The 26,382-nt window shown below is 53.6% G+C and carries 20 protein-coding genes and 2 pseudogenes; 9 read left to right on the top strand and 13 right to left on the bottom strand.

Translation table 11 applies throughout. The features are described 5' to 3' along the window. The first annotated feature begins 1 nt into the window (after position 1). Genes K5621_RS10590 through K5621_RS10605 form a run of 4 tightly spaced genes read left to right on the top strand, consistent with a single transcriptional unit; the run spans position 2 to position 4,744 of the window. Positions 2 to 949, top strand: coding sequence for an alpha-L-glutamate ligase-like protein (locus K5621_RS10590; protein WP_039032903.1), 948 nt, complete (start codon positions 2 to 4; stop codon positions 947 to 949). Next, a complete protein-coding gene (locus K5621_RS10595) occupies positions 921 to 2,759 on the top strand; it encodes a M3 family metallopeptidase (protein WP_221049213.1) in 1,839 nt (612 codons plus the stop codon). The genes K5621_RS10590 and K5621_RS10595 overlap by 29 nt, the downstream gene beginning before the upstream one ends. Continuing rightward, positions 2,719 to 3,789 (top strand): DUF3541 domain-containing protein, encoded by a 1,071-nt coding sequence (locus K5621_RS10600; protein WP_245003061.1) that lies wholly within the window; start codon positions 2,719 to 2,721, stop codon positions 3,787 to 3,789. The genes K5621_RS10595 and K5621_RS10600 overlap by 41 nt, the downstream gene beginning before the upstream one ends. Before the next feature lie 58 nt (positions 3,790 to 3,847). After that, positions 3,848 to 4,744 carry a LysR family transcriptional regulator gene (locus K5621_RS10605; protein WP_028779246.1) on the top strand — a complete coding sequence of 299 codons (897 nt, stop codon included), beginning with the start codon at positions 3,848 to 3,850 and terminating at the stop codon, positions 4,742 to 4,744. 212 nt (positions 4,745 to 4,956) lie between these two features. Here the strand turns inward: K5621_RS10605 and K5621_RS10610 are convergent. The 5 genes and pseudogenes from K5621_RS10610 to K5621_RS10630 all read right to left on the bottom strand — a co-directional run. Then, a pseudogene (locus K5621_RS10610) lies at positions 4,957 to 5,082 on the bottom strand (IS3 family transposase); the annotation flags it as partial. After that, positions 5,070 to 5,259: pseudogene (locus K5621_RS10615) on the bottom strand (transposase); the annotation flags it as partial. The pseudogenes K5621_RS10615 and K5621_RS10610, both read right to left, overlap by 13 nt. 181 nt (positions 5,260 to 5,440) lie before the next feature. Then, a complete protein-coding gene (locus K5621_RS10620) occupies positions 5,441 to 7,210 on the bottom strand; it encodes an acyl-CoA dehydrogenase family protein (RefSeq protein WP_221049215.1) in 1,770 nt (589 codons plus the stop codon). A gap of 210 nt (positions 7,211 to 7,420) precedes the next feature. Further along, positions 7,421 to 9,466 (bottom strand): dipeptidyl-peptidase 5, encoded by a 2,046-nt coding sequence (locus K5621_RS10625; protein WP_221049216.1) that lies wholly within the window; start codon positions 9,464 to 9,466, stop codon positions 7,421 to 7,423. Positions 9,467 to 9,532: 66 nt separating this feature from the next. Beyond that, positions 9,533 to 11,050 carry a fumarate hydratase gene (locus K5621_RS10630; protein ID WP_039035276.1) on the bottom strand — a complete coding sequence of 506 codons (1,518 nt, stop codon included), beginning with the start codon at positions 11,048 to 11,050 and terminating at the stop codon, positions 9,533 to 9,535. A gap of 254 nt (positions 11,051 to 11,304) precedes the next feature. On the opposite strand from K5621_RS10630, the gene pabB reads away from it, so the two are divergent. After that, on the top strand, positions 11,305 to 12,714 hold the full coding sequence (gene pabB / locus K5621_RS10635) for an aminodeoxychorismate synthase component 1 (RefSeq protein ID WP_221049217.1): 1,410 nt from the start codon (positions 11,305 to 11,307) through the stop codon (positions 12,712 to 12,714). 97 nt (positions 12,715 to 12,811) lie between these two features. Next, complete coding sequence (locus tag K5621_RS10640) at positions 12,812 to 13,381, top strand: CoA pyrophosphatase (RefSeq protein WP_221049218.1); 570 nt, start codon at positions 12,812 to 12,814, stop codon at positions 13,379 to 13,381. A 19-nt stretch (positions 13,382 to 13,400) separates the two neighbouring features. Here the strand turns inward: K5621_RS10640 and K5621_RS10645 are convergent, their stop codons facing one another. Further along, positions 13,401 to 13,736 (bottom strand): hypothetical protein, encoded by a 336-nt coding sequence (locus tag K5621_RS10645; RefSeq protein ID WP_100143752.1) that lies wholly within the window; start codon positions 13,734 to 13,736, stop codon positions 13,401 to 13,403. A gap of 202 nt (positions 13,737 to 13,938) precedes the next feature. On the opposite strand from K5621_RS10645, the gene asnS reads away from it, so the two are divergent. Further along, a complete protein-coding gene (gene asnS / locus K5621_RS10650) occupies positions 13,939 to 15,339 on the top strand; it encodes an asparagine--tRNA ligase (RefSeq protein ID WP_100143754.1) in 1,401 nt (466 codons plus the stop codon). Positions 15,340 to 15,412: 73 nt separating this feature from the next. On the opposite strand, the gene K5621_RS10655 is transcribed toward asnS, so the two are convergent. The 4 genes from K5621_RS10655 to K5621_RS10670 all read right to left on the bottom strand — a co-directional run bounded on the left by K5621_RS10655 (position 15,413) and on the right by K5621_RS10670 (position 20,665). Next, complete coding sequence (locus K5621_RS10655) at positions 15,413 to 16,120, bottom strand: ATP-binding cassette domain-containing protein (protein ID WP_245003062.1); 708 nt, start codon at positions 16,118 to 16,120, stop codon at positions 15,413 to 15,415. Then, positions 16,117 to 17,958, bottom strand: coding sequence for an ATP-binding cassette domain-containing protein (locus K5621_RS10660; protein ID WP_245003063.1), 1,842 nt, complete (start codon positions 17,956 to 17,958; stop codon positions 16,117 to 16,119). The genes K5621_RS10655 and K5621_RS10660 overlap by 4 nt, the downstream gene beginning before the upstream one ends. A gap of 20 nt (positions 17,959 to 17,978) precedes the next feature. Then, the gene (locus K5621_RS10665; RefSeq protein ID WP_245003064.1) at positions 17,979 to 18,959 is read right to left on the bottom strand and encodes an ABC transporter permease; all 981 of its coding nucleotides are present in this window, start codon (positions 18,957 to 18,959) and stop codon (positions 17,979 to 17,981) included. A gap of 71 nt (positions 18,960 to 19,030) precedes the next feature. Beyond that, positions 19,031 to 20,665 carry an ABC transporter substrate-binding protein gene (locus K5621_RS10670; protein WP_245003065.1) on the bottom strand — a complete coding sequence of 545 codons (1,635 nt, stop codon included), beginning with the start codon at positions 20,663 to 20,665 and terminating at the stop codon, positions 19,031 to 19,033. Between the two features lie 545 nt (positions 20,666 to 21,210). On the opposite strand from K5621_RS10670, the gene nikR reads away from it, so the two are divergent. Further along, positions 21,211 to 21,621, top strand: a complete 411-nt coding sequence (gene nikR, locus K5621_RS10675; protein WP_100143757.1) for a nickel-responsive transcriptional regulator NikR — start codon at positions 21,211 to 21,213, stop codon at positions 21,619 to 21,621. 104 nt (positions 21,622 to 21,725) lie between these two features. On the opposite strand, the gene K5621_RS10680 is transcribed toward nikR, so the two are convergent. Further along, on the bottom strand, positions 21,726 to 21,977 hold the full coding sequence (locus tag K5621_RS10680; RefSeq protein ID WP_221049220.1) for a hypothetical protein: 252 nt from the start codon (positions 21,975 to 21,977) through the stop codon (positions 21,726 to 21,728). A 25-nt stretch (positions 21,978 to 22,002) separates the two neighbouring features. On the opposite strand from K5621_RS10680, the gene K5621_RS10685 reads away from it, so the two are divergent. Then, the gene (locus tag K5621_RS10685; protein ID WP_245003066.1) at positions 22,003 to 23,952 is read left to right on the top strand and encodes a TonB-dependent receptor plug domain-containing protein; all 1,950 of its coding nucleotides are present in this window, start codon (positions 22,003 to 22,005) and stop codon (positions 23,950 to 23,952) included. A 96-nt stretch (positions 23,953 to 24,048) separates the two neighbouring features. On the opposite strand, the gene K5621_RS10690 is transcribed toward K5621_RS10685, so the two are convergent. Together K5621_RS10690 and K5621_RS10695 are read right to left on the bottom strand one after the other, a co-directional pair. Next, positions 24,049 to 25,440, bottom strand: a complete 1,392-nt coding sequence (locus K5621_RS10690; RefSeq protein ID WP_221049221.1) for an ATP-binding protein — start codon at positions 25,438 to 25,440, stop codon at positions 24,049 to 24,051. Beyond that, positions 25,437 to 26,096: a response regulator gene (locus tag K5621_RS10695; protein ID WP_025887320.1), complete on the bottom strand. Its 660-nt coding sequence runs from the start codon at positions 26,094 to 26,096 to the stop codon at positions 25,437 to 25,439. Before K5621_RS10695 ends, K5621_RS10690 begins: the two co-directional genes overlap by 4 nt. Between the last annotated feature and the right edge of the window lie 286 nt (positions 26,097 to 26,382).

The raw sequence follows: 26,382 nt of genomic DNA on the forward strand, positions 1-26,382 counted from the left end.
AATGAATTTTGCCTGGCCATGGCAGCTACGCCGCGCTGGCGTGCTGAATATGAACAAGCGCAATATCGACTATATTGGCCGCTACAATCCGCGCAAGTTTTACAAACGGGTGGACGACAAGCTCACCACCAAGCAACTGGCGCTTGCCAATGATATTGCCGTGCCCGATCTGATAGGCGTGGTGCGCGAGCAACACGGTATCAATAGCATTCCCGAGCAGGTAAAAGATCGCAGTGGCTTTGTGATCAAACCCTCCAAAGGCTCGGGCGGCAAAGGGATCTTGGTGATCACCCATGTGGAGAATGGTCGCTTCTATAAGCCCAACGGTAATGAAGTCACCCCGAGCGAGGTCGACCGCCACGTTTCCAATATCCTCAGTGGCCTGTTCTCCCTCGGTGGCAAGCCGGATGTGGCCATTATTGAGGGCTTGATTGAGTTCGATCCCGTATTCGATGGCTTCAGCTATGAAGGGGTTCCGGATATCCGCCTGATAGTGTTCAAGGGTTTTCCTGTGATGGGAATGCTCAGGTTGTCCACCGCCGCTTCCGATGGCAAGGCCAACCTGCACCAGGGCGCGGTTGGTGTCGGCTTGGATATCGCCACCGGCCGTGGCCTGCATGCGGTGCAGTTTGACCGCCCGGTCGATTTGCATCCGGATACGGGGCGTAACCTGATTGAAATCGAGGTGCCCCATTGGGACACCTTGCTGCACACGGCCTCAAGTGCCTATGAGATGTGCGAACTGGGGTATCTGGGAACCGATATGGTACTGGATCAAAACAAGGGACCACTGCTGCTGGAGCTCAACGCCCGTCCCGGGCTTGCCATCCAGATAGCCAATGGCATGGGGATATTGCCAAGGTTGCAGCATGTGGAAAGAATGACGGGCAAACCCATGTCAGTGGAAGAACGGGTCGCTTATGCCAAGAAGCACTTTGCCAGCCGCTAACTCCGGCCTGAGTCCGTCTCGCCTCAAGTCCAGGCTGCCACTGTCGGTGTTGGCTTCGCTGCTGGCATCGACAATGGCCTCGGGCATTTCCCCCGCCCTGGCCGCGTCTAATGCTGTCCCCTTGCTGACGGCTCAATGTGTCGAATACAGCAGCAATTTTCAACCTGAATTTCAGGATCTGCAGCTGCTGGAGCGGCAAACCCTCGGGCTGCACAATATCAATGACCGCCTCAGTTATTATCGGAGTTTTCCTTTGTCAGCGGCGCAGCATGAGCTGTTATTGCAGTGTCAGTTGAAACTGGCCGACACCATGGATAGATTCCTGAGCGAACCGGCGCTGACAAGCCTGACATCCGAACTGAACCAGGATGATGAGCCACAGCTTCAGGCATTGGCCCAGAGGTTGGACTGGTTGATGCAACAACATCTGGGCATAGAGGAAAAGGCACGTCTTCATGGCGCCCAGGCCAGCATTCGTCAGGGAATGCGCAGTGACGATCTCAAGCTGGAGTTGGGACAATGTGCCCTGCCCGGCATGCAACAGGCTCTCAATCCCGAAGATAATTCAGCGGAGCAGGAAGCCGCTCAATCAGCCCAAAAGCCCGGCTTTTTTGCAGTCAATATCGCCTCTTACTTGATGCAACAGGCCAATAGTGATTGTCGCGCCAAGGTTTGGCGCACTTATCAGGGCCGCGCCAGACTACGCAATCAACTGCCGCTGTCATCTGTGTTTGCCCTAAGACAAGAGCAAGCCAAGGCGCACGGTTACCCGAGCTACAGTGATTTTATCCTCAGTTCTCAGTTGCTGAGCACGCCAAGCGATGTGGCCAGGTTTCTCGATGCCAGCACTCAAAAACTGGATTACGCCCCTTGGGATCTGGGTCGCAAGTTACAACAGGCCCACTCGACCCAAATGGTCGCGCTCAAAGGCTCTGAAGTACTAAAAGCCCTGTTTGACCATCTCAAACCGCTGGGATTGACCACAGAGCAGATTAACGACGACTGGCTCAGGGTGTATCACCATGGTCGGCTGCTGGGTGAACTGCTTATCAGCGAAGGCAAACACAACCGCCATAAAATGCTGCGCCGCGCCGTTGTCGGCCAACAAACCGGCCAGAGCGAGCTGGTGCTTAAGCCTCAGCAACTTAGGCTAAAAGATTATCAGACCGCAGTTTCTTCCCTGAGCGCCGCCATAGCCCAACTCAGTGGTGGCGGTCGTTATTATCTCAACAACAGTCTGGAGTTACCTCAGGATGGCGCCGGAGTGGGCAAAGCCTGGCTGGAACGCTATCTGAGCGGCGCCTTTACGTTCTCACTCAAGCCGGTTCCCGGCTCGCGCGAACAACTGGCCGAAGAATACCAGCAGCAGCTCAAGGTGTTTCGCGCCAAAGTGGCCCTCGCCAGCTTTGAATCCCTTGGCAACAGCCAATACCCACAGCTACACAAGGCGTTTGAAGCCAGTTTTAATGGCTCCTGGCCCGAAGTCAGTGACTATAGCTACAGCTTTGGCGCCATCAGCGATCAGGGGCCGCTCTATTATCTCGGACTCTGGCAACAGCAACTTGCCAAAGCGATAGATGTTCACACCCGGGGCTGCAACCCGGCGCAACTATTTGATCTCTTGCTGGTCAACGAATCAGCCCAACCTATGGCCGCCCGTTTGCAAAGCCTGTTTGGCGCTGCCGATGCGGCCACACTCATCCGGAGGATACGCGATGCCAATACTCAAGAGAACCGGTCAACTGACACTTGCCCTCTGCCTGGGAGTGATGAGCAGTACCCTGGCCGCCAAGAGCCAGCCCAGCGCTGACGAGGTTTATCAACGCATTCAGCAGAATCTGGAGCAGCATCTCTACCAGCTGCCCCCTAGGGTGCAGGGCCATTACGGGATCCGCCTCTATCGGATGACAGGTGACGAGCAGTACGCCAACGCCGCCTTGGTGGATCTGTTTGCGGTTACAGAAGCGCAAAGCTTCTATGCCTGCCAGCTGGACGACCCTGAATTTGTCAAAAGTGAATCGCTCAAGGCGATATCCCAACTAGGCAATGGCCCCCGGGCCAAGGCACGCAAAAAAGCGCTCAAACCCTTCCCCGAATTTCTGTTTTATACCGATGTGCTGCTGCGCTACGCCAGCCGAATAAATGAGTTTGGTTTTACCGGCCCCTGCCACGACAAGTTGCTCAAAGGGCTCAAGAGTACAGATCTACAGCACGGTCTGACCGACGAAGCCATGATTGAAGCCTGGGCGGCGCAGCTGGTCAACTACGTCTACTGGGCCAAGCAACTTGGCGTTGGCGATTACCTGGAAGACTACAAGGCCGCCTTCAAACGTGTCTACCCCGATGCCGAAGATGACAAGCTCAGTAAGGCACAATATCGCAATAAGCTCTATGGCATGACTCACTTTATCTTCGCCGCCAGCGAATACTATCAGCACCCGGTTGATGCCAAGGAGTTCGCCTGGATCCTCGATTACTTCGAAGCCAACCGCCAGCGGATCCTCAGAGATGCCACCGACGATATTATTGCCGAAGTAGGAATAAGCTATCTGCTCGCCGGCAAGGACAAAGATCATCCCATGGTGAAAGCCACCCAGGCGCACATCATCAAGTCCTTCGATCCTGAGGTGGACTTTATTCGCTCCCCCAAAGGCAACCCGGCGCTGGCCCTGGGTGAACACCGTAATGTGCTGGCGATGATGCTGCTCAAATGGCCGGAAAAACTGCATAAAGGCCCCTATTTGAGTGAGCTCAAGGCGACCCGGAAATACCTGCCGATGCAGGTGACGCCACTCGAGTCGGTCAAACAGGCGACCGAGTCGACGAAAAAGGCTAAATAGTTTGAAAAACTGGCAGTTTCCGCCCATGATAGGCCGAAATCTGACGAGTTTTTAGAAAATGAACAGACCCAAGTCCACATTGGAACAGTGGCGTATCCTACAGGCCGTCGTCGACTTCGGTGGTTACGCCCAGGCCGCCGAGCAGCTCAACAAGAGCCAATCATCCCTCAACCATGCTGTGGCCAAGCTGCAGCATCAGTTGGGGATCCAACTCCTCGAAGTGCGTGGCCGCAAGGCCTATCTGACCGAATGCGGCGAAGTACTGCTTCGTCGCTCTCGTCACGTCACTCAGGCTGTGGGGGAATTGGAGCAGCTCGCCAGCAATCTGGAACAGGGCTGGGAGCCGAGTCTGAGCATCGCCAGGGAGCTGGTCTACCCCATGGAAACCCTGACCGAGGCGCTGGCCGCCTTTCTGCCCCAAAGCCGCGGAACCCGGGTCACAGTGCGGGACACAGTGATCAGCGGCACCCAGGAGATGATCAAAAACCATCAGGTGGATATTGCGATTTGCGGTACCCCGCCCATGGGTTATATCTCTGAGCCCCTTTGCGACTTGGACTTCTACCTGCTCTGCCACCCTTCCCATCCGCTGGCGGCTCAAGTGGAAATTGAAGACGACAGAGTGCTGGCCCAGCATCTGCAAATTGTGATCAAAGATACCGGCGTCAATAGTCAGCAGGAAATCGGCTGGCTCAAGGCCGAGCAGCGCTGGACCGTCAGCAACTTCCACGAAGCTAAGGTGATCCTAGCCAAAGGCATAGGTTTTTGCTGGATCCCGGCGCATCTGGTCAAGCAGGAGTTGGAAAATGGAGAGTTGGTACGCCTCAGCCTCAAAGGCTCCAGCAGCCGCAAGATACTGCTCAGTCTGGTGGTGCCACAGAGAGACAAACAAGGCCCGGCCTGTAAGCTGCTGGAATCACTGATCCTAGCTCAACATAAATCGGGCTCAGTATAAATCTGAGCTCATTATAAATAGTAAGAAACGGAGCAACTTCATATTTACCCTGTGTCCCTATGGTATGACGTCACGAATATCAGTTAGAAAAAGATTCAAACAGCTCCGGGAGAGCACCATAACGCGTTTTTTTACACCGCATTATTGAGGTTTTGACAAAAGCCCCGGAAATTTGAAGATAATCTTGCGCGTTATTTCTGTAACTGTAGTGGTCAAGTTAAATTGACCACGTTTTTGTATTCAAGCCAGTATCTTCGCTCTGACTCGTTCGGTGTCAGCCCACCGTTATATTGATGCGGTCTAAGCTGACTGTAATACCCCGTCACGTATCTGGTGAGCCTTTGGGGGAATCGCCTTGTAGTTCCTGTTGGAGCTGTTTTACCCACTTTCGCATGGCTGAATTGCTGACTCCCATTGCGGTTGCAGCCTCTGCCACGCTGTAACCTTGCTTTGTTACTAGCTGAGCTAGCCTCTAGCTTAAACTCAGCGTTGAATGTCGGTCTTGTGTTCTTCATATCTGCCACCCATTTGCGAGAAGTGAGTCTATCACTTCGTCTATTTAGATGGCCAAATTCACTATGCCACTACAAGCTGAAAGCTTTACGGAACCACCAGCCTAGCTGGTGGGGGGGCTCTATACAAGAAAAGAGCCGCTTGTAGCGACTCTTTCGATTCTGCTTGAATACTTCAATGTTATCAGAACAGCTCGGGCGCAAGGGCCATCACACTGTCATCACCACCGGCCAGCTGACTCAAGTGGAAATCGGCTTTGGCCAACAATTTGGCAAAGTAGAACTCCTTCAGTTGGTTCTTGACCTCGGCAAAGCCTGGCTCAAGGGTATCGGTTGCAGTGAAAGCCTTATCTGCCATCAACAGCCACAGGTAACCGTAGAGTATGTAACCAAAGGCATCCAAGGCTTCAACCGCCAAGGCGTTAATGAGCGCAGGCTTATCGCCTTTTTGCTCGTTAATAGCGGCAATCGCGCTGGCAAACTGGTCAAACAGGCTTTCAACGCGCTGTTTCTGCTCATTTGATACTTGTTCGAAGCTCGCCATATCAACCTTGATATCGGCGATAAACTCATTCAAGGTCGCCAGACGGTCACCTGTGAGCTTACGTCCCAAAAAGTCGATGGCTTGAATACCATTGGTGCCCTCATAAATCTGGGCGATACGGGTATCACGCACTAACTGCTCTATGCCGGTCTCACGAATATAACCGTGACCACCGAATACCTGCTGCGCCAATATGGTAGCGTCCAGACCGCGATCGGTCAGGAACGCCTTAGCGACCGGAGTCAAGAGACCCACGTAACGACTAGCCTTGGCTTTAACCGCTTCATCTTCGGCAAACTTGGCCAGATCCAGCTGTTTACCTGTGAGCATGGCCAAGGCCCTACCCGCTTCTGTCATGGCGCGAATATTCAGCAGCATGCGCCGCACATCGCCGTGTACCAAAATAGGATCTGAATCGCTGCCGGTGGGTGAGCCGCCGGCAGCGACGCCCTGGAGGCGCTCTTTGGCATAGTCGGCCGCCATTTGATATGCGCCCTGAGCACTGCCAAGCCCCTGAATACCTATGGACAGACGTTCATAGTTCATCATGGTGAACATGCACACCAGGCCACGGTTGGGCTCGCCGATAAGGTAACCCTCGGCACCATCAAAATTCATCACACAAGTCGCCGAGCCCTTGAGACCCATCTTGTGCTCTATGGCGCCGACGGTTACACCATTGGCTGCGCCCAAACTGCCGTCATCGGCCACTTTGAACTTAGGAACTAGGAACAGCGAGATGCCTTTGCTGCCGGTGATCTTGGCCAGCACCAGGTGAACCAGGTTCTCGGTCAAGTCCTGATCGCCACCTGTGATGAAAATTTTTGAACCACTGATAAGGAAACTGCCACTGTCGGTCGGTTCGGCGCGGGTGCGGATATTGCGCAAGTCCGAACCAGCCTGAGGCTCTGTCATATCCATGGCCCCGGCCCATTCACCGGAGTAGAGTTTAGGCAGATATTTGGCCTTGAGCTCCTCACTGCCGTGGGCGTGAATACACAACGCCGCCCCGGCTGTCAGTGCACTGTAAAGTGTAAAGGCGTTACAGGCGCTATAGCCCATTTCATCGACCATAACACCGAGCATTTTCGGCATCCCCATACCGCCCAACTCAGGATCGCCGCACAACCCTACCCAACCACCTGCAGCAAACTCGGCATAGGCCTCTTTATAACCATCGGGTGTGATCACCTTAGCAGCCTCGAAACTGACTCCTTGTTCATCACCATTGCGGTTTATAGGATGGATAAGATCGCGGCACAGTTTAGCGCCTTCTTCGAGAATGGCTGCGGCAGTATCCATATCGACCGCATCGGCCATTGCCGGTAATGAAGACCAGGTTTGTTCAGCATCAAAGACATGCTCAAGCAAGAAGCGCATGTCGGTTAACGGGGCTTGATAGGGATTCATCTACAGACTCTTTAAACGTTGGATTTAAACACTTGTTTCAATCTAACTCAGTTGCCGCCGCAATACAATCCGCCAAAGGTAGAATGGGCAAAACTACAGCCATCCAACACCAATTACCAAAATAGCCTTCAATCTTAGTCGTGATCATACCCATAAAAAACCAAACCGGCCAAATGGCCGGTTTGTTCCAATTAAAGAGACTCTTGTCCTTTACTTGGTCCAGCGGTCCATCCAACCCAGTACCTTGGCATACCACTGCTCAAGGTTATTGGGGTTGAGGATCCAGTGGTTTTCATCCGGATAGATCAGCAGCTCAGAAGGGATATTGTTGCGCTGCATATAGCTGAACGCCGCCAAGCCTTGACCGTAAGGTACCCGGAAGTCTTTCTCACCGTGGATCACCAGCATAGGAGTCTTCCAGTTTTCCACATAGTTGGCCGGATTGAACTTCTCATAAAGATCCTTGGCCTGCTCATAGCTGCCGCCAAACTCATGTTCTGGGAACCAGAGTTCCTCTGTCACATGGTACATAGAGCGCATATCGAACAAGCCCGCGTGGTTAACCAGGCACTTGAAACCGTCATTCCAGTTACCCTGGATCCAGTTCATCATGTAACCGCCGTAGGAGCCGCCGAGGGCACAGGCGTTATCGGCATCGATCCACTTCTGCTGTTTGGCAACCGCAGCCAGACCTTTTTGCAGATCTTCCAGAGGCTTACCGCCCCAATCCAGGCTGATGGAATCGGTAAAAGCCTGACCATAGCCGGTAGAGCCGTGGAAATCCACCATCACCACGGCATATCCGGCACCGGCCCACAACTGTGGATTCCAGCGGAAGCTGAAACTGTTGCCGAATGAACCTTGTGGGCCACCGTGTACCAGGAAGGCCACCGGATACTGCTTGCCTTTCTGGAAGTTCGCCGGCTTGAGCCAGTAACCATAAACCTCTTCGTTGTTCCAGCCCTTGAAGCTGAACTGCTCGAACTCACCGAACTGGACCTTGTCCAGCTTGGCCTTATTGACTTCAGTCAAACGGGTCAGATCTTGTCCATCCATATTGATGGAGTAGAGATCGCCCGGTTCTATCAGCGACTTACGGTTGATGATCAAACGATCGCCCGCCAGACCCACCAGGCTGTTGCTGCCATCGTTGTAAATAGTGCGCACATCACCAAACTGAGTGTTGATGGCGAAGACAGATACCTGGCCCAGATCCTGAGCGGTCACATACAGGGTGTTGTTGTCTTTACCAAAGCTCAGTGAGGCTGGGCTTCTGTCCCACATAGGCGCCACTTCCTTGCTCTGACCCGTGACTGTGTCTTTGAGCATGATGCGGTATCTGTCGGCCTCGAACCCAGGCTTTTTCATCGCCAGATAGGCCAGATAGCGGCCATCGGCGGAAAACACCGGCTGAGCATCCCAGGCCTGGTTATCTTCGGTAAGATTCTTGGCCTTGCCACCTGTTACCGGCACCTGCCAGAGATCGTAGTTGGTGGTCCAGGCCTGATCTTTGCTCGGTGCCTTGGCGCTATAGACTATGTATTTGCCATCCGGGCTAAATGTCACCTCTTCCATGCCGGAAAATGGCTTTGGCGGGGTTTCGGTATCCAGGCCTTGGGTCACATCCACCGGCTTACCCAGCTTGCCGTTTTCAAGCTGCGCTACAAACAGGTGATTGCGGGCATGATCAGACCAGGTATCCCAGTGACGCACCATCAGCTGATCGTATTCACGACCAGTACTCTTGCGCTCGGCTTCTTTATCAAACTTGGCTTTTGAACATTCCAGGGTGTCGCACTCGGGAAAAACACGAATGCTCATCACCACCTGTTTGCCATCGGCCGATAATTTGTAGCCGTCAATACCCAGAGGCAGATCAGATACAGCCTGGGCTTCACCACCATCCAGCGGCAAGCGATACAATTGGCTGCTGCCATCACGGGCAGCGATAAAATAGACTTGCTTGTCGTCGCTGCTAAAGGCCACATCGTGTTCGGTGCCCGGTGCCGATGTCAGCTGCTTGGGAGTCGCATGCTTGTCGCTGAGATCCAAAAGATAGAGATCTGAGCTGCTGCCATCATCGGTAACCTTTTTCAGGCCGTAGATAAGCTTGGTGCCGTCATTGGATACAGCGGCAGAATGAAGTTTATTAAGCTTGACCAGATCCTGGACAGTAAAAGGGGCTTTATCGGCAGCCAGCGCCGGCAGAGCCAGTCCTGCGGCGAGCAGCGCCATCAACAATGGGTTGGTTTTCATTATAAATCTTCTTATTGGTTGTAGATTGCAATGCAAAAGGGGCCAATTGGCCCCTCAAGGTTCAGCTTAAGCCTTGGCGTTCTGGATATTCACCTTCCAGATTGCCGGGCCGGTTTCATGGGCATTCACCCCGTTGGAGTCAACCGCTACAGTAACAGGCATATCCTTGACGTCAAACTCATAGATGGCTTCCATCCCGAGATCTTCAAACGCCACCACACGGGATTGCTTAATCGCCTTGGACACCAGATAAGCGGCGCCGCCGACGGCCATCAAGTATACCGCCTTGTGCTTGCGGATAGATTCAACTGTGGCCGGACCACGTTCGGCCTTGCCTATCATGCCCATCAACCCTGTCTTATCCAGCATAAGATCGGTGAACTTATCCATACGGGTAGCGGTTGTCGGACCGGCCGGGCCAACCACTTCATCACCAACTGGATCGACTGGACCTACGTAATAGATGAATTTACCAGTGAAATCAACCCCTTCAGGCAAGCCTTCACCACTTTCGATCAGGCTCTGGATCCGTTTGTGAGCCGCGTCACGACCTGTGAGCATCTTACCCGAGAGCAGCAGAGTATCGCCGCTGTTCCAGCTTTCAATCTCTTCCTGGGTAACAGTATCGAGATTGACCCGGCGCACGCTCTCACCCACTTCCCAGGTGATTTCCGGCCAGTCATCAAGGCTTGGCGGAGTCAGCTCGGCTGGGCCGCTGCCGTCAAGATGGAAATGCACATGGCGGGTGGCGGCGCAGTTAGGGATCATCACCACAGGCTTGGAGGCTGCGTGGGTTGGCGCTGTCTTGATTTTAACGTCCAGTACAGTAGTCAAACCGCCCAGGCCCTGGGCACCAATGCCTAAGTTATTGGCGCGCTCGAAGATATCCAAACGCAGCTTCTCTTCCGTAGTTTCGGCGCCGCGTTCCATCAGTTCATGAATATCCACGCTCTCCATCAAGGCTTCCTTGGCAAGCACGGCGGCTTTCTCGGCGGTGCCGCCAATACCTATTCCCAGCATACCCGGAGGACACCAGCCAGCGCCCATGGTTGGCAGTGTCTTCTCCACCCAAGCGGCGATATCGTCAGACGGATTGAGCATCACCATCTTGGCCTTGTTTTCACTGCCACCGCCTTTGGCGGCAATGGCCACTTCGATATGATCGCCGGGAACCATCTGAATATGCACCACAGAAGGTGTGTTATCGCGGGTGTTTTTACGGCTGCCGGCCGGGTCGGCCACAATTGAGGCCCGCAGCGGGTTATCAGGATTGGTGTAAGCGCGGCGCACACCTTCATCCACCATCTGCTGCACTGTCATATCTGTCTTGTCCCACTGCACACCCATCCCCAGATAGACATAACAGGTCACAATGCCGGTATCCTGACACAAGGGTCTGTGCCCTTCGGCAGACATACGCGAGTTAATCAAAATCTGGGCAATCGCATCCTTGGCAGCCTGGCTCTGCTCACGCTCATAGGCGGCAGCCATGGCATCGATAAAATCTTTCGGATGGTAATAGGAGATATATTGCAGGGCATCAGTGATGCTGTCGATAAAGTCAGCTTGCTTGATTACAGACATGTTTGGCGCTCCATTAGCCTAAGGGCCCGCCCCTTCAGCTCAGGCTCAACACGCAACAAGTTTCGGGCCAAAGCCTTGAACTTCAAGCTCCGTTTGCCAGTTTTGCGACACAAAAATGCTCAAAACGACAGCAAAGCCGTGATACAACGCGTTTTCACCAAGGGCCAGGGGTGGTTTTATTAGTTTTTTGTGGCCGATATGATACTCTTTCGTTCCTTTTTGGGCTACATCACATTTTCAGATAGGGTCGTTCGATGTACCAGCAGGCTATTTGCCCTCCCGCCATTCGCCTTCTTGACTGGCAATTATCAACCTTAGAGCTGTTTTCTTATTTTAGCGATGAGCCTTGGGCCATGCTGCTGGATTCGGCCGATGCCAAGCACACTGACGCCAGATACGACATCATAGTTGCCGAGCCAATAGCCACGCTAGTCACCACGGGTGAAACCACCCAAATCACTGAGGCGAGCGGCGGACGCCACTCAAATGACGATCCTTTTGCCTTGCTGCAACAACTGCTGCAACAGTATTTTCCCAACGCTATGCAGGTCAATCTGCCTTTCAGCGGCGGCGCTGTGGGCGCCTTCAGTTACGATCTTGGCCGCAGACTGGAAAAACTGCCCAAACTGGCCGCAGCCGATATCGCTCTGCCGGAGATGAATGTCGGCCTCTATAACTGGGCCCTTATTCGCGATAAGGAATTAAGGTGCTGGCAACTGGTGCACTACCGCGGTGAAAGGGCGCTGACTGAAACCCTGTCGCGGCTGACGGCCAAAGTCACAAACAGCCCCAATGAGCACCTTGACCAAAAAGCGTTCCGGCTCAGTGTTGAGTGGCGCTCGCAGCTCAGCCGCGAGCAATATGGCGACAAGTTTGCCCAAGTGCAGCAATATCTTCACAGCGGCGATTGCTATCAAATCAATCTGACCCAAAGATTCCAGGCCGACTATCAAGGTGATGAATGGCAAGCCTATCGTACACTCAGACAAGCCAACGGCGCGCCCTTCTCTGCCTTTATTCGCCTGGAGCACAACTGCATCCTGTCCATCTCACCCGAGCGTTTTATTGCCCTGGATCCCAACCGCCATATTGAAACCAAGCCCATCAAGGGCACCCTGCCCCGCAGTGCCGATGAACAGCAAGACAAGCAGCTTGCCAAACAGCTGGCAAGTTCAGAAAAGGACAGAGCCGAAAACCTGATGATAGTGGACTTGCTGCGCAACGATATTGGCAAGGTCGCCAGCCCCGGTAGTGTGGCCGTGCCGCATCTGTTTGCCATAGAAAGCTTTCCGGCGGTGCACCATCTGGTCAGCACAGTAACCGCCGAACTGGCACCGGGTTATCAGGCCACAGACTTGCTGCGGGCCGCCTTCCCCGGCGGCTCTATCACAGGCGCGCCCAAGATCCGCGCCATGGAAATTATCGAAGAGCTGGAACCCAGTCGCCGCTCACTCTATTGCGGTTCCATCGGGTATCTGAGCCAGGATGGCAAAATGGACAGCAGCATCACCATTCGAACCCTGGTTGCCGATTCCGGGCAGCTCTATTGCTGGGCCGGTGGCGGCATAGTGGCCGACTCAGACGTGGATGCCGAATACCAGGAAACCTATGATAAAGTGAGTCGAATACTGCCGCTATTAGCCCCTGAGCCAGACCAGCCTTAGCCTGATACTTGTTATTTAAGCTGGTTGAGAGTGCTTTGCGAAGACTGGACAGTAATGGCTTGGGTTATTGATTAGTTTAATCGACTTCAAGGACACTATGGATAAAGACGAACTGCTGACCCGTTTTCAACTCAGAGCCCTGAGTCGATACCATTCGAGCCCTTTGACACCGGCCAAACTCAGAGCCGCCGCGGTACTTATCGCGCTGGAGCCGGGTTTGCAGGGGCCGGAGCTTATCTTGACCCAGAGGCCGAAGCATCTCAAGGCTCATCCCGGTCAGGTGAGCTTTCCCGGCGGCAAACCGGAAGCCGAAGATCAGAACCTTATCATGACAGCCCTCAGAGAAGCGGAAGAAGAGATAGGCTTGGCGCCGGATAATGTCGAAATCATAGGTCAACTGCCCAATCATCCCACCTTTACCGGCTTTGAGATCACCCCAGTGCTTGGCTGGGTAAAGTCACCCTTTGAGGCCCAAATTGACCCGGCCGAAGTGCAGGAGCTATTTCGAGTGCCGCTGGCGTTTTTACTGGAAGAGGAAAATCGTCACACGGCGATGTTCGAGCGCCGCGGCCATTTCTACCCTGTCACCTTTATTCCCTATCGCAGGCACTTTATCTGGGGCGCCACTGCGGCGATTATCGATATGCTCTGTCGACAACTACGCTGACAGCACAGCATAAAGGCAGTTAGATAAAGAAACGCAGATACAAGCCGGCGGCGGTGGATGAGAGCAGCAACAGTGGAATATTGAACCAGTAACCCAACCGGCTGTGATGAGCCACATACCAGTTAAAGCCCAGACTGAGGAAGCTGATGGCGGCGCAAGCCCAGATGATATATTCCAGCAGCATGGTTTGCTGAGGGTCCCAGTACAAACGCACTGGCGCTCCCTTGCTGAAGAAGTAACCTACGGCCCTGTCCGGCCTCGCCTTATCGAATATCAACAGGGCATAAATCGCCAGTGACCAACCTATAATCGACAGGCTCGCCAACAGATATTGAAAGATTTTGACCTTCTTCATCCGAACTCCTTCCGTCTGAAGGGGGATATTGTCCCCAGAATACCTTTTTCAGCTTGAGAAAAGCCACCAGCAAGGTAATATTAACCTCCAAATTTTTTCCTGTGTCATCAATATAGTCAGGGATTTGCCTGATTTCTGCTCTCGAACTATTTTCGGAGCCGAATTGAAGCATAAAAACGTTTCATTGGAGAACTAAGCAATAATGAGCATTGCATCTGTCGCATCTGTATTTAAAGGTGAGCATGCGGTCGGTTCACAGGTCACTGTACGTGGCTGGGTAAGAACCCGTCGTGATTCCAAGGCCGGCATCTCGTTTCTTGCCGTCTATGATGGTTCCTGTTTCGATCCTATCCAGGGCGTGGTGCCAAATAGCTTACCCAATTACAATGACGAAGTGCTGAAGCTCACTGCCGGCTGCTCCGTGATTGTCACAGGTGAAGTGGTTGAAAGCCCAGGCGCAGGCCAGGACTTTGAACTGCAGGTCACCCAAGTGGAAGTCACAGGTTGGGTGGAAGATCCCGATACCTACCCTATGGCGGCCAAGCGCCACTCGGTTGAACACCTGAGGGAACTGGCGCACCTGCGTCCACGTACCAACATCATTGGCGCAGTGGCCCGAGTACGTAACTGCCTGTCACAGGCGATTCACCGTTTCTATCACGAAAACGGCTTTATCTGGGTCTCTACCCCACTTATCACCGCCTCAGACTGTGAAGGCGCCGGTGAAATGTTCCGCGTATCGACGTTGGACATGGAAAACCTGCCTCGTACGGCCGATGGCAAGGTGAATTACGAAGAAGACTTCTTCGGCAAAGAGGCATTTTTGACCGTATCGGGCCAGCTCAACGGTGAAACCTACGCCTGTGCCCTGTCAAAGATTTACACCTTTGGCCCTACTTTCCGCGCCGAAAACTCCAACACCAGTCGTCACCTGGCCGAGTTTTGGATGGTTGAGCCGGAAGTAGCCTTTGCCGATCTGAACGATATTGCCGGTCTGGCGGAAGCCATGCTCAAGTACGCCTTCAAGGCGGTGCTGGAAGAGCGGATGGACGACCTGCAGTTCTTTGCCCAGCGCGTCGATAAAGGCGTGATTGAGCGTCTGGAAAACTTTGTCAGCAGTGACTTTGCCCAGGTGGACTACACAGATGCCGTTGAGATCCTCAAAAACTGCGGCAAGCAGTTTGAGTATGATGTCGAATGGGGCATAGATCTGCAATCCGAGCACGAGCGTTATCTAGCCGAAGTGCACTTCAAGGCTCCTGTGGTCGTGAAGAACTATCCAAAAGATATCAAGGCCTTCTATATGCGTCTCAACGAAGATGGCAAGACAGTGGCGGCGATGGACGTATTGGCCCCCGGCATTGGTGAAATTATCGGTGGTTCACAGCGTGAAGAACGTCTGGACGTACTGGATATGCGCCTGGCCGAGATGAATCTCAACAAGGAAGATTACTGGTGGTATAGAGATCTGCGCCGTTACGGCACCGTGCCTCACTCAGGTTTCGGTCTGGGCTTCGAGCGTCTGGTGTCTTACGTTACCGGTGTTTCCAACATCCGCGATGTGATCCCCTTCCCTCGCGCCCCAAGAAGCGCCAACTTCTAACGAGTTCTTATCCAAAAAAACGCGCTTCCGGGCGCGTTTTTTATTGGCTGGAGATCAAGTTTAGCTACGTATTTTACACCGGCTTAAAGGGTTGCACTCTGTCGCAAACCGCGCCGAGCAGAGGTTTGTCGTGAGAGATCACCAGCAGGGTCAACTGCCTGTCACGGGCTATCTGCAATAGTTGCTGCCAAAGCCTTTGCTGACTCACCATATCGAGCTGTGCCGTGATTTCATCACAGATAAGCAGCCGGGTTTCCGGCGCCACAGCCCTTAAAATATTGAGCCTTTGCAGCTCACCGCCGGAAAGGCTGCCGGGGCGAGATGCCAACCAGCGCCTGAGTTCAGACTCGGCCACGCCGAGCATAGGCAAAAGATGAGCATAATCACGCCCCTGCCAACTCTCATTCAATGATTGGGCCAGGGTCAATCTGGGGTTGAACGCCTGCTCCGGCTGCTGGATAACCCATTGAATGGGTGAAGGACGGCCGCGAATCTGCCTGAGCTGCCGACAGCATTCGAGCTTTCCCGCCGCAAGCGGCATCAAGCCTGTGAGTATCGCGGCCATGGTGGACTTGCCGCAGCCACTGTCACCCCAGATCCCGAGAATTTCGGCGCGATTAATAACGATATCAGGCAGCTCAATCACCTTGCTGCCCCGATAAGCCAAGCCACCACTGAGTGAAAGCAGCGGCGATAAGGATTCAGAAGGCGAAGGCGCGCTTTCAAGCGCCAAGGCAGAGCCGGATTGAGCCGGTTTTATTTGCATAGAATTTAGACTCATGCACGCCTCCGACAAGGCGAGTTGCTGAAACTCTCCAGACTGTCACCATGGGACTTTTGTTGACTAACGGCTTGACTAGCAGATTGGCCAACGGATTGACTAGCAGCTTGGTTATCGAGTCGGCTATTGAGTTGACTCTTGGGCTCGCCAGTAGATTCAGCATCAGCCAGACGACAGCTGCCAGCAGGCCAGTTTTCCGGCAACGCCGCCAGCAAGGTGTGGCTATAGCAGCCGTCACTCTCATATTCATCTCCCGGCTTATGCCCGGCAATACTCCCCCGCAGACTGGCGCTATCCGTCACCTCGGCGAGCCGGCCGCGGCGCAGCAGATACAGCTCGGCATCCAAGGCCAGCACGGCCCTGAGGTTATGACTGATAACCAGTACCGCCTTTGGGCTGGCGTCTAAACCCAGCCGCAGCTGCAAGGCGCCGCTGGCGAAGTCGTTAAGTAAGGCGTAAAGCTCAGTGGCAGCAAGCTCATCTAGACCGCAACAAGGCTCATCGGCCAGCAATAGATCCGGCGCTTGCAATAGGGCCTGGGCCAATAATACCCGCCGGGCCATACCGCCGGAGAGCATGGGGGGATAAGCCGCCAAGATCTCCGCTGTAATACCCAGCTCGTCATACAGAGCCTGCCGGTAAGGGCGCATGGCGTCATCACAGTACCAGTCAAGCAATTCGCTTATCTTAATGTTGGCGTCCAGCACCTGGGTACTCTGAGCGCAGAGCGCCGTCTTCTGTGGCCGCATCAAACCAGCGCATTGCATGACTATGCCCTTTGGCAAACTGCCCATGATAGCCAGCGCCAGCAAGCTCTTACCGGCGCCGCTCTCCCCCAGCACTGCAGTAACCTGTCCTGGTGTCACCTCAATATTGAGCCCATCCAGCAAGGTTCTGCCACAGTTATCCTTCAGCGTTAAATCTGTCACTTGGGTATGAATGGCGGCGACGGGTTTAACATCGCTTGAGGGAAGCAGATTGCTTTTGGACTCCATGGCATTGGTGCCCGGTAACTTAGGCGCCGCCATACCATCTCTGGCAAACTGGATCAGGTTTTCGGCAAGCTTAGATAACAGCAGAACAAAGCTCAGCAGCAAGAGCCCCGGAAACAGCGCCAACCACCATTGGCCAAGCAACAGATAGCGATTGGCCTCAGCCAACAGTTCGCCAATGGAGGGCGCGTTGCTGTCGAGGCCAAAGCCAAGAAAGCTCAGCGCCGCGACATGGAGCAAGGCATGCGGAAACAAGTTGAGCCCGCCAATCAGCCACTGTGGCATGATATGAGGCCATAAGTGGCGCATGCGGGTGCTGAACCTGGAGCCGCCAAACCCCAGCGCCAGACTGACATAGGGCTGGGCCAGGATTTCATCCATTTCCAGCAAGAGTAAACGGGTCAGTCTCGGCCAGTGGCTCAAAGCCAGAGCCGCAATCACCCCATATTCCTGGCCGCCAAAGGCCAGCGCCAGCAAGATCAGCAGCAACAGATGTGGCAGCGACATACAGAGATCGCAACCTAGTAATACAGCCTGGCGCCATCTGGATCCGGTTTGTGCCAACAAGGCCAGCAACAGTGCCAGCGAACTGCTGAGCAGTACCGCCAGCGCGCCTATCCACAGACTTTTGAGCATCGCGGCGCCGCTACGCTCGGCCATATCACGCCCAAGCCAATCCGTCCCCATGGGATGAGCCCAGGATGGCCCCTGACTCTTGGCCAGCAGGTTAAGCTCACTGGCATGATTGCCAAATAGCAGGCATAGTGTCGTCAGCAAGAAAAGTCCGCAAACCGGCCAAAACCAGATGGCAACGCGACTGCCATCCTTGGCCTGAAGGCTTTTCAAGCAAAGCGTTAATCCGCCCATTATGCCTGAACTCCAGTGGCATGAGCCGAAAGTCCACTGAGCCTACCACGCTGCAATCTGGCGCTGATAAGCTCGGCGGCCAGGTTACCGCAAAACACAAACAGCGCCGAAAACAGGGTGATCCCCATCAGCAAGGGCGCATCGTTGCCGAGTCCGGCCTTGACCAAGGCGCTACCAAGTCCGGGGAAGTTAAACACGGTTTCGGCGAGAATAGAACCGCCGAACAGCTCGGCAAAAGAAGCAAAGTGCAGCACTATCGCGGGCTTTAGACTATTGGCAAAGATATGCTTCTTGAATACCGCCAGACGACCTTTGCCGTGACTTTGGGCATATCCCACATATTCGCTGTGGTAGAGATCCAGCACCTTTTCCCGGGTGTGCAGCACCAAGGGTGAGAGTTGGCTTAGCGTCAGGACAGTCAAGGGCAAAGCGAGGTGCAACAACATACTGCCAAGGCTCTGCTCGGTAAAACTCAGCCCCAGCGGCGCGGCGCAGCACACGGGTGTCCAGGCCAGAGTGACAGAGAACAGGCTTATCATTATCATTGCCAACCAAAATGACGGAATGCTCGAAAGCAGCCAGGCAAAGCGTCTCAGCCAGCGATCGCAGAAACTCCCTTCGGTGATGGCACACATCAGTCCTAGGCCATAACCGAGCAGCAGAGCCAGTCCCCAGGAGAGCGCCATCAACAGCAAGGATAGCGGCAAGCGCTCGGCAATCACCTCAGAAACGCTCTGGCGAAACACCAGGCTCTGGCCCATATCGCCACTCAGCAGCGCGGAAAAGTAACTGCTGATCTGCTGCCAGAGTCCGGTGTCCAACCCCAGCTCGCGGATCATCTGGGTGCGCTGGGCATCGGATACCGCCAGCAGGTTACCGCCAAGGTAGTGGATTAAGGGATCGAGCGGCGATAATGACAAGAGCACAAAGGCCAGCAAACAAGCAAACAGCAATAGCAGCGCAAGCCGCAGAGACCGCAACAAAGCTCCCCGCCAGCAGACTGACGACCACTTTTTAGGTGCTACCGGCTTTATAGAAGACAACATTGGTTTCATGGACATTGCCAGCGCCACTGGTTGATATTATTGGTGATCGGCCAGCCATGACCGTGAGGTTCCACCAAGGGTTGCCCCAAGTCGAGACAAGGGTTGGCGGCATACAGATGCTGCAGATTCACCAACCAACTCCAAGGCACATCCCGGCTTATCTGTTGCTGTGCCTGTTGCCAGAATGCAATCGCAGTTTCGACAGAGTCGGCCTCGCGAGCCTTTTCCAGCGCCTTATCGACCAACGGATTTTGATAGTAGCCGGAGTTGAAATAGCCTTTGCCGGCATTGCGGCTGTCGTAGACAAGCGCCATTTCATTGGCCGAAAGGCTGCCAAAGCCAAAGAGCACTGGCGCCTGATGCATCACCCGATAGATATTTTCCCAGCTGTCCGCCTTGGGCTCCACCTGGAATCCGGCCATTCTGGCCATCTGGGCACTGGCCAGCGCCAACTGCTCACGTATGCTGTCACCGGCCAGATAGTAGAGCGGGAATGTCAGCCGTTGCCCATCCTTTTCGCGAATGCCGTCTGCACCCGGTAACCAACCGGCGTTGGCCAAGAGTTCTGACGCTTTGAGTAAACGCTGCTTCATCTGCCAGTCGGCCCAATCGGGAACCGCACCGCCCCATGGCAAGTCATCGGCAATTGACCAGGCCGGTCTTGCGTAGCCCCCCAGCAGATTATCGACCAGTTGCTGGCGGCCGATCACCATATCGAAGGCTTGGCGCACCGCCAATTCACTGGTGACCGGATTATCTTCCGCCCGCATCGGCCAGGCAATGCCGCGATTGTCGACACTGGTTTGTGACCACAGGCGATAATTGCCCTGCGCCATCAGGGCATCGGCATATCTGGGTGCCAGCGCCGAGAGTTGCAACTGCCCGGTTCTGAGCATGGCAAAGCGGCTGTCTTCGTCGGCAAAGACGATGACCAATTTGTCGAAAAAGGGCTTTTTCAGCAGCGGGTTGTCGGGATCGGCACTCTGATATTTAGGATTAGCTTCCAGGATCAACTGCTGCCCCTTATCCCAGCGGCGCATTTTATAGGGCCCCGAACCTATGGGATGCTGACCATAATCCGGGCCGTAACTGTCGCTTGGCACTATCGCCAGCTCCGCCAAGGTATCGATAAAACCGATATCTGCCTGCTTGAGGGTGAATTCGACTTGCAGCTCAGACTCTTGTTCCACCTTGACCAAATTGGACAAGTCCTGCATACCGGCCGCTTTTCTGGCTTGCTCAAAGGTAAAGGCGACATCCTCTGCATTGAGCGGACTGCCGTCACTGAACACCAGATTAGGCCTCAGGGTTACTGTCCATTTGAGCCTGTCGGGGCTCAAGGTCCAATCGCTGGCAATATCACCGATAAACTCGCCGCCACCTGAGCGGCGCAGCAAGGCAGATTGAATAAGTGGATTATTGTAGCGCCCCCAGCCAAGGATGGGGTCAAAGCCACCATCGGGCTCGGCGCCCAGCACCATGACCAAGGGTTTAGGGCTATCAGCGGCATCCACAGAAGAGGGCAAGAGCGCAAACCATGAAGCGCACAACAAGACGCCCAGGCCGAGTAAACGGCGATGCTTGATTAAAGTGGTTGCCTGCTGCGGATTGGATTTGTTAGAAAAAGATAGAAACAACACCCGAGACTCCCCAAAAATGGTGAAACCTTATCAGTGACGCTTATGGTTATCTGAAGCCTTGGCCGGTAGTTGTTGCTCCAATGGCTCAAGGAGCTTATCTTTCTTCAAGCCCCGGAGGGCAACAAAGGATCAGATAGATTATCCGGACCAAAGACCAAGCCGAGTTTGCTAGACCGTAAGTTGAATGAGCCGAGAGTGACTTTACTCAACGGTTCCTTGATTAAAAGTTCCTTGATTAAAGCGGCGTTACTCAAATATCTTAACCAATGCTACTTTGTATTGGCTGCGCGCGGCTTTAACTCCAGTTACTGGGATCCTTGCCAACCAAGATGAGCCGACAAGATTAGGGAAAACGGTCAGGAAACGGCAAAATATTACTAATATTTTTTTTGTAACACTACCCTCATTACCCATGGCACAACAGCATAAAAAAACGCCAAAAGCCAAAAGTTTGCACCAGATCACATCGGCTAAAAGCAAAAGCGACATTTTGTGGCATAGCTTGTGTAAGCTCTATCATTCCAAGACTTTTTAAAGGGAAAATCATGACAGATGAAACCCAACGTTTTACCGTCTCTCTCCCACAATCCCTGTTTGAAGAGATTGAAAATGATAGCCATCAGCGTGGCTATCAATCCCGCTCCGAGTATATTCGCGATCTGTTCCGCGACAGGATAGTCGATAAACAGTGGAATAACAGTGTTGAAGATGTGGTCGGTGTGCTCACCTTGGTGTTTGACCATCACCAAAGAGGCCTGACTGAAAAACTGATTGAGATCCAGCATCACCACCTGGTGCATGTACTCTGTAGCACCCATGTCCATATCGATCATCACAGGTGTTTGGAAACCATTATCCTCAAAGGGCAAGCCTCTGAGGTAAATAAGCTGGTCAACCAAATCGCCGCCCTGAAAGGCGTTAACCTTGCCCGTTTGAGCCGCGCCGGTATCATCTAATTTTCAGCTCTTAGGCCTTCTTCAGACACTTTCCCAAGCGCCGGGCAAACCTTCATGCCCGGCAGAAACGTCAGCGACGATGAAAATCCCCCCCTTTCCACCCGCTAAACCATAAGCCTGACATGGCAGCTACTTGCAACTGGATCTTGCAACGTTAATGGCAAGACCTGAGTGTTACGAATATAAAATTTTTCATACCCATCACCAATAATTTGATCTACTTCAACAAATCCCTTGGCTGAGTTTTTATAATCGTCACCGTATTTATAAGTGATGTAACTCAGCGCACTCATACAAATCACACTTTTTGAATGCGCGGCAACAGTTAAGCCATTTAGCTGTTGCCAATTTTTCACACAGTCTTTTTTAAGGACGATTGAGATGTGTATAAGTTACTCTTTTAAACAGGTCCTGCCTTGGTTGCCCTTTGGTGTCATGGCCGCCAGTACACTGCTAATGCCGATTGGTCATGCCGACGAAGCCATGGAGATCATCGCCGTCAACGGCACTCGCTATCAGGATGATTCTGTGTTGGCCCTCAGTCATACTGGCCAGAGTCTGACGGTTATCAGTCGCGACATGATAGTGTCGGCCGGTGCGGTGGACATCAACGAAATCCTCAACCAATTTGTGCCCGGACTCTTTGCCAACGGTCGCAATGGCCGCCACACCGATACCGACTACTCGCTTCAGGGCAGTCGCCCTGTGGATATACTCTGGTTATTGGACGGCAATCGCCTCAATAACCGCCTCTATGGCTCCACCTATACCGACAGCATCAACCCCATGATGATAGAACGCATTGAGGTGATCAAAGGCGCTCAAGGTTTGATCTACGGCTCGGATGCCATTGCCGGAGTGGTCAACATCATCACCCGCGACAGTCATGGCGAGCAAGGCGGCGAAGTCAACTTAAGCGCCGATACTCTCACCAGTTATGATCTCGGCGCTTATGTCAGTGGCGGCAGCGATACCCTAAGCTACAGCCTCAGCGGCAGCTCCAGTCAATCGGACGGTTACGCATTCTGGGAAGATGACGAGTACTCACCGGTAGCCGCAGAAGATAAAGACCGGGGCTATCGCATGATGAACATAGGCGGCAAGCTCAATTGGCAACCTTCTGCCGAGCACAAAATCACCCTGTTCGGCCAATACAATAATGGCGTACTGGAAAGGCCTCTGGCCTACAGCGCCATCGTCTCAGAGAACGAGCGCAAACAGACTCTTGCCTGGCTCGGCTGGCAATATCAAGCAACGGATAAGCTGAGCCTGGAAACCCGGCTTCACTATCAAAACTGGGACTCCTATTACTCTGAAATCACCCTGGAGCCGGATGGCAGCATGACCATCCCTTACCGGGATGCCTACTGGGGTTTTACCGACAAGGGCGCCAAGGTCAGCGGTCGTTACCGGGCCGATTCGGGTGACGACTGGCTCGGCGGCGTAGAGTGGCAAAGCTATTATGGCGCCGATGAAGTGATGGAGCTGCAAGCGCCCACCGACGATACCAAGGCCGCCTTTTTGCAATACAAGCCGCATTTTTCTGCCCTGCCAGGCACAGTGCTGGCGTTGGGGATCAGGTATAACCGCCTGGCCAACAATGAAGACAAATGGGTGGCGTCACTGGGACTGGAACAAGAGCTTGGACAAAACTGGCAACTGAAAGCCGCCGTGGGCAATGGTTTTCGGCAACCCACTTCATCTGAGCTGTGGGCCAAGGTCGGTACCCTGGGCAACCCTGAGCTTGAGAGTGAAGAGAGTATCAACACCAATCTGACCTTGGTCTATCAAGGCGACTTTACTTTCAGTGTCGAGGCCTACTGGCGTGAAACCGACAACCTAGTGGACAAACGGGAAATTGCTACCAATGTCTGGCAGTACGCCAACCTGGATGGCAAGGTTCGGGCTCAGGGGCTGGATATTCAATACATAATGAACCCCGCCCAGGGCTGGCAACTTGAGTTATCCGGCAGTTATAACCGTGCCCGCGAGCGCGGCAAAGATCAGCAGATAGAGCGGATCCCGCAATACATGGGCTTTGCCCGCCTCAGTTGGGATGCCACTGATTCACTGAATCTTTATCTGCAGGGACGTTATGTGGGTGAATTTACCGATTATGGCCTCAAGGCCGGCGACTATCTGCTGACAGGCATAGGCGCCGACTGGTGGTTGACCGCCAGCCAAAACCAGCAGTTAACGCTGCGGATAGATAATCTGTTTGATGAGGACAACACCAGCGCCATCTTCAAACATGGGCACAAGGCCGAGTACCCGATTCCCACTCTGGGCGCACCGCGTACGGCGCAGCTAATCTACCGTTATCTGTTCTGAGAGTAAGTTGCCTTCTTTAAAAGTGAGCCGCCGCCCCGAGGAAGGCTGCGGCTTTTTATTTCTACTCGGCTTATGACTTGTTTTTGCTCGGCTAACTCAAACCGGCAAGATGATCCTTACATCCAAGCCACGTTCGATGCCCGGTTGAATACTCAACTTACCCTTATGCAACTCAACGATTTGAGCACTGATAGACAGACCCAGACCCGCGCCGGGAACTGACTCATCGGCGATCCGGAAAAAGCGCTCAGTCAACTGCCGACACTGCTCCAATGGCAGCCCTGGCCCTGAATCCAATACCTGAATTACCACTTGTTTACTCTCTTGGCGCCCCTCTTGCCAGCAACTGACTTTGATTGGCTGATCTTTGCCCGAATACTTACAGGCGTTTTCCAGCAGGTTTTTCAGCACCAGTTTCATATAGAAGGGATCGACCCTGACACACACCTCTTCCGGCAATTCCAACTGCCAACTGTAATCGGCAATCAGCGGCAGCAGTTGATCCAGCACTTCCTGAACCATTACCGCCACCGGCGTTTGCGCCACTTCCAGCTCGGACAGGGATTCCACCCGAGACAGCAACAACAACTGCTCTACCGTATGGGTCATCTGGCCAATGCCTGTGTCTATGGCATTGAGGTGCAGCTGCTGCTCGGCCTCTGTCTTGGCCTGTTGCCAGCCCTGACGGTGCAGTTTAATGACCGCCAGCGGGGTCTTTAGCTCATGCGCCGCATCGGCGCTGAAACGCCGCTCCCGCGCCAGATTATCGCTGATGCGGGTGATATAGGTATTGAGCGCGTCCTGCACAGGTACTAACTCTTTCGGCAACTGCAGGGACAGCGGGCGCATATCCGCAGGGCTGCGGAGTTTGAGCCGGGCCGCCAGGCTCTCCAGCGGTTGCAACAACCAATAGGAGAGAAACACCATCAGCAATGCCACTGCCGGCACCACCAACGCCGGGCCGATAAAGCTGTTGCCCATGATCTGCTCCACCAGCTCACCGCGCACATCATCTCTTTGGCCGGTAATGATCCATACACCCAGATCATCGGAGAAATAACTGAGCAGATGCCAAAGCTCACCCTGGTAATAACGCTTGTGGTAACCGCGTTCGAATGGCGCCATGGGTTGAGTATCGCTGTTATCCGACCTTGCCATCAGTTGTTTGGCCGGGGTCCACATCTGATAGGCGAGTTTCAGCTCATAACTCAGCTCAGTGGCATCGGCCTGCTCGGTAAAGGTGTTAACCTTGCCCGGGTTGACGCTCAAAATCAGTGGGTTTTCCAACATATCCAGGCGATGATCCCGCCCTTGGGCACCATAGAACATCTCCAGCATCTTGGCACTTTGCAGCATCTGGGCATCGAACAGCTCTTCTATCTGACGGCGAGAGTCCTGGGTGTTGAGGTAACTGCTGATGCCGACCGAGAGGCAGATGCCAAGCAGCATCAATACCATCATCACCAGACGCAGGGATACCCGGCTCATTCTACTGCCACCAAGGTATAGCCTATGCCGCGCACAGTCTTGATAAGCTCATTGGCGGTTTTTTTACGCAGGTGATGAATATGCACCTCGATGGAATTACTGCCAACCTCGTCCCAACCATAGGTCAGCTGCTCAAGCTGATTGCGGCTGAGCACCCTGCCACTGGACTGGGCCAGTTCAAGCAATAATTGATATTCGCGCCGCGACACCTGGATATGATGACCGCGAAACAGCACCTGATGCGCATCCATATCAATAACCAGAGCCCCTACTTCCAAACGGTTTTGATTCAGACCATGTTGCCGCCTGACGATCGCCTTGATTCTGGCCACCAGTTCCCGCACATCGAAGGGTTTGGCCAGGTAATCATCGGCGCCGAGATCCAAGCAGGCAAGCTTGGTATCAAAGTCTGTGTTGGCGGTCAACACTATGGTCGGGGTATCTATGCCGCGGCGGCGCCATTGGGTCAGCAGTTGGCGGCCATTGCCATCAGGCAAGCCCAAATCCAGTACTATGGCACTGAAGGTTTCATTAATCACGGCCGCCTCGGCTTGTTTGATACTGGTGACGTGATCCACCTGCATATCCAACTTGGCAAGGCTAAGCAATATCCCCTGAGCCAACAACTCATTGTCTTCTATCAGCAATATTCTCATGGGTATAACATCCGGTTTAGGTTGCCCCTATTTCGCAGCAGTGGCGTCTGACTGTCAAGCTGAACACAGTCTCTACCAGCCGCTTATTGCTACACCGAATGTAAAATAACATCGCACTTGTGAATTGCGCGGCCAATCGCCCGAAATCTGACAAAGGGCATCATAGCAATCAATTCGGAAGCTCAACCGGCATTCTCAAACAGCCATCTTGCGAATTTTTAAACGTTTTTGGGCGCAAAATAGGACAATTTGTCCACATTTTAAAAGCGTATTTTGATCCCGATCA

This window comes from Shewanella carassii, assembly GCF_019670705.1.
GTDB lineage: Bacteria > Pseudomonadota > Gammaproteobacteria > Enterobacterales > Shewanellaceae > Shewanella > Shewanella carassii.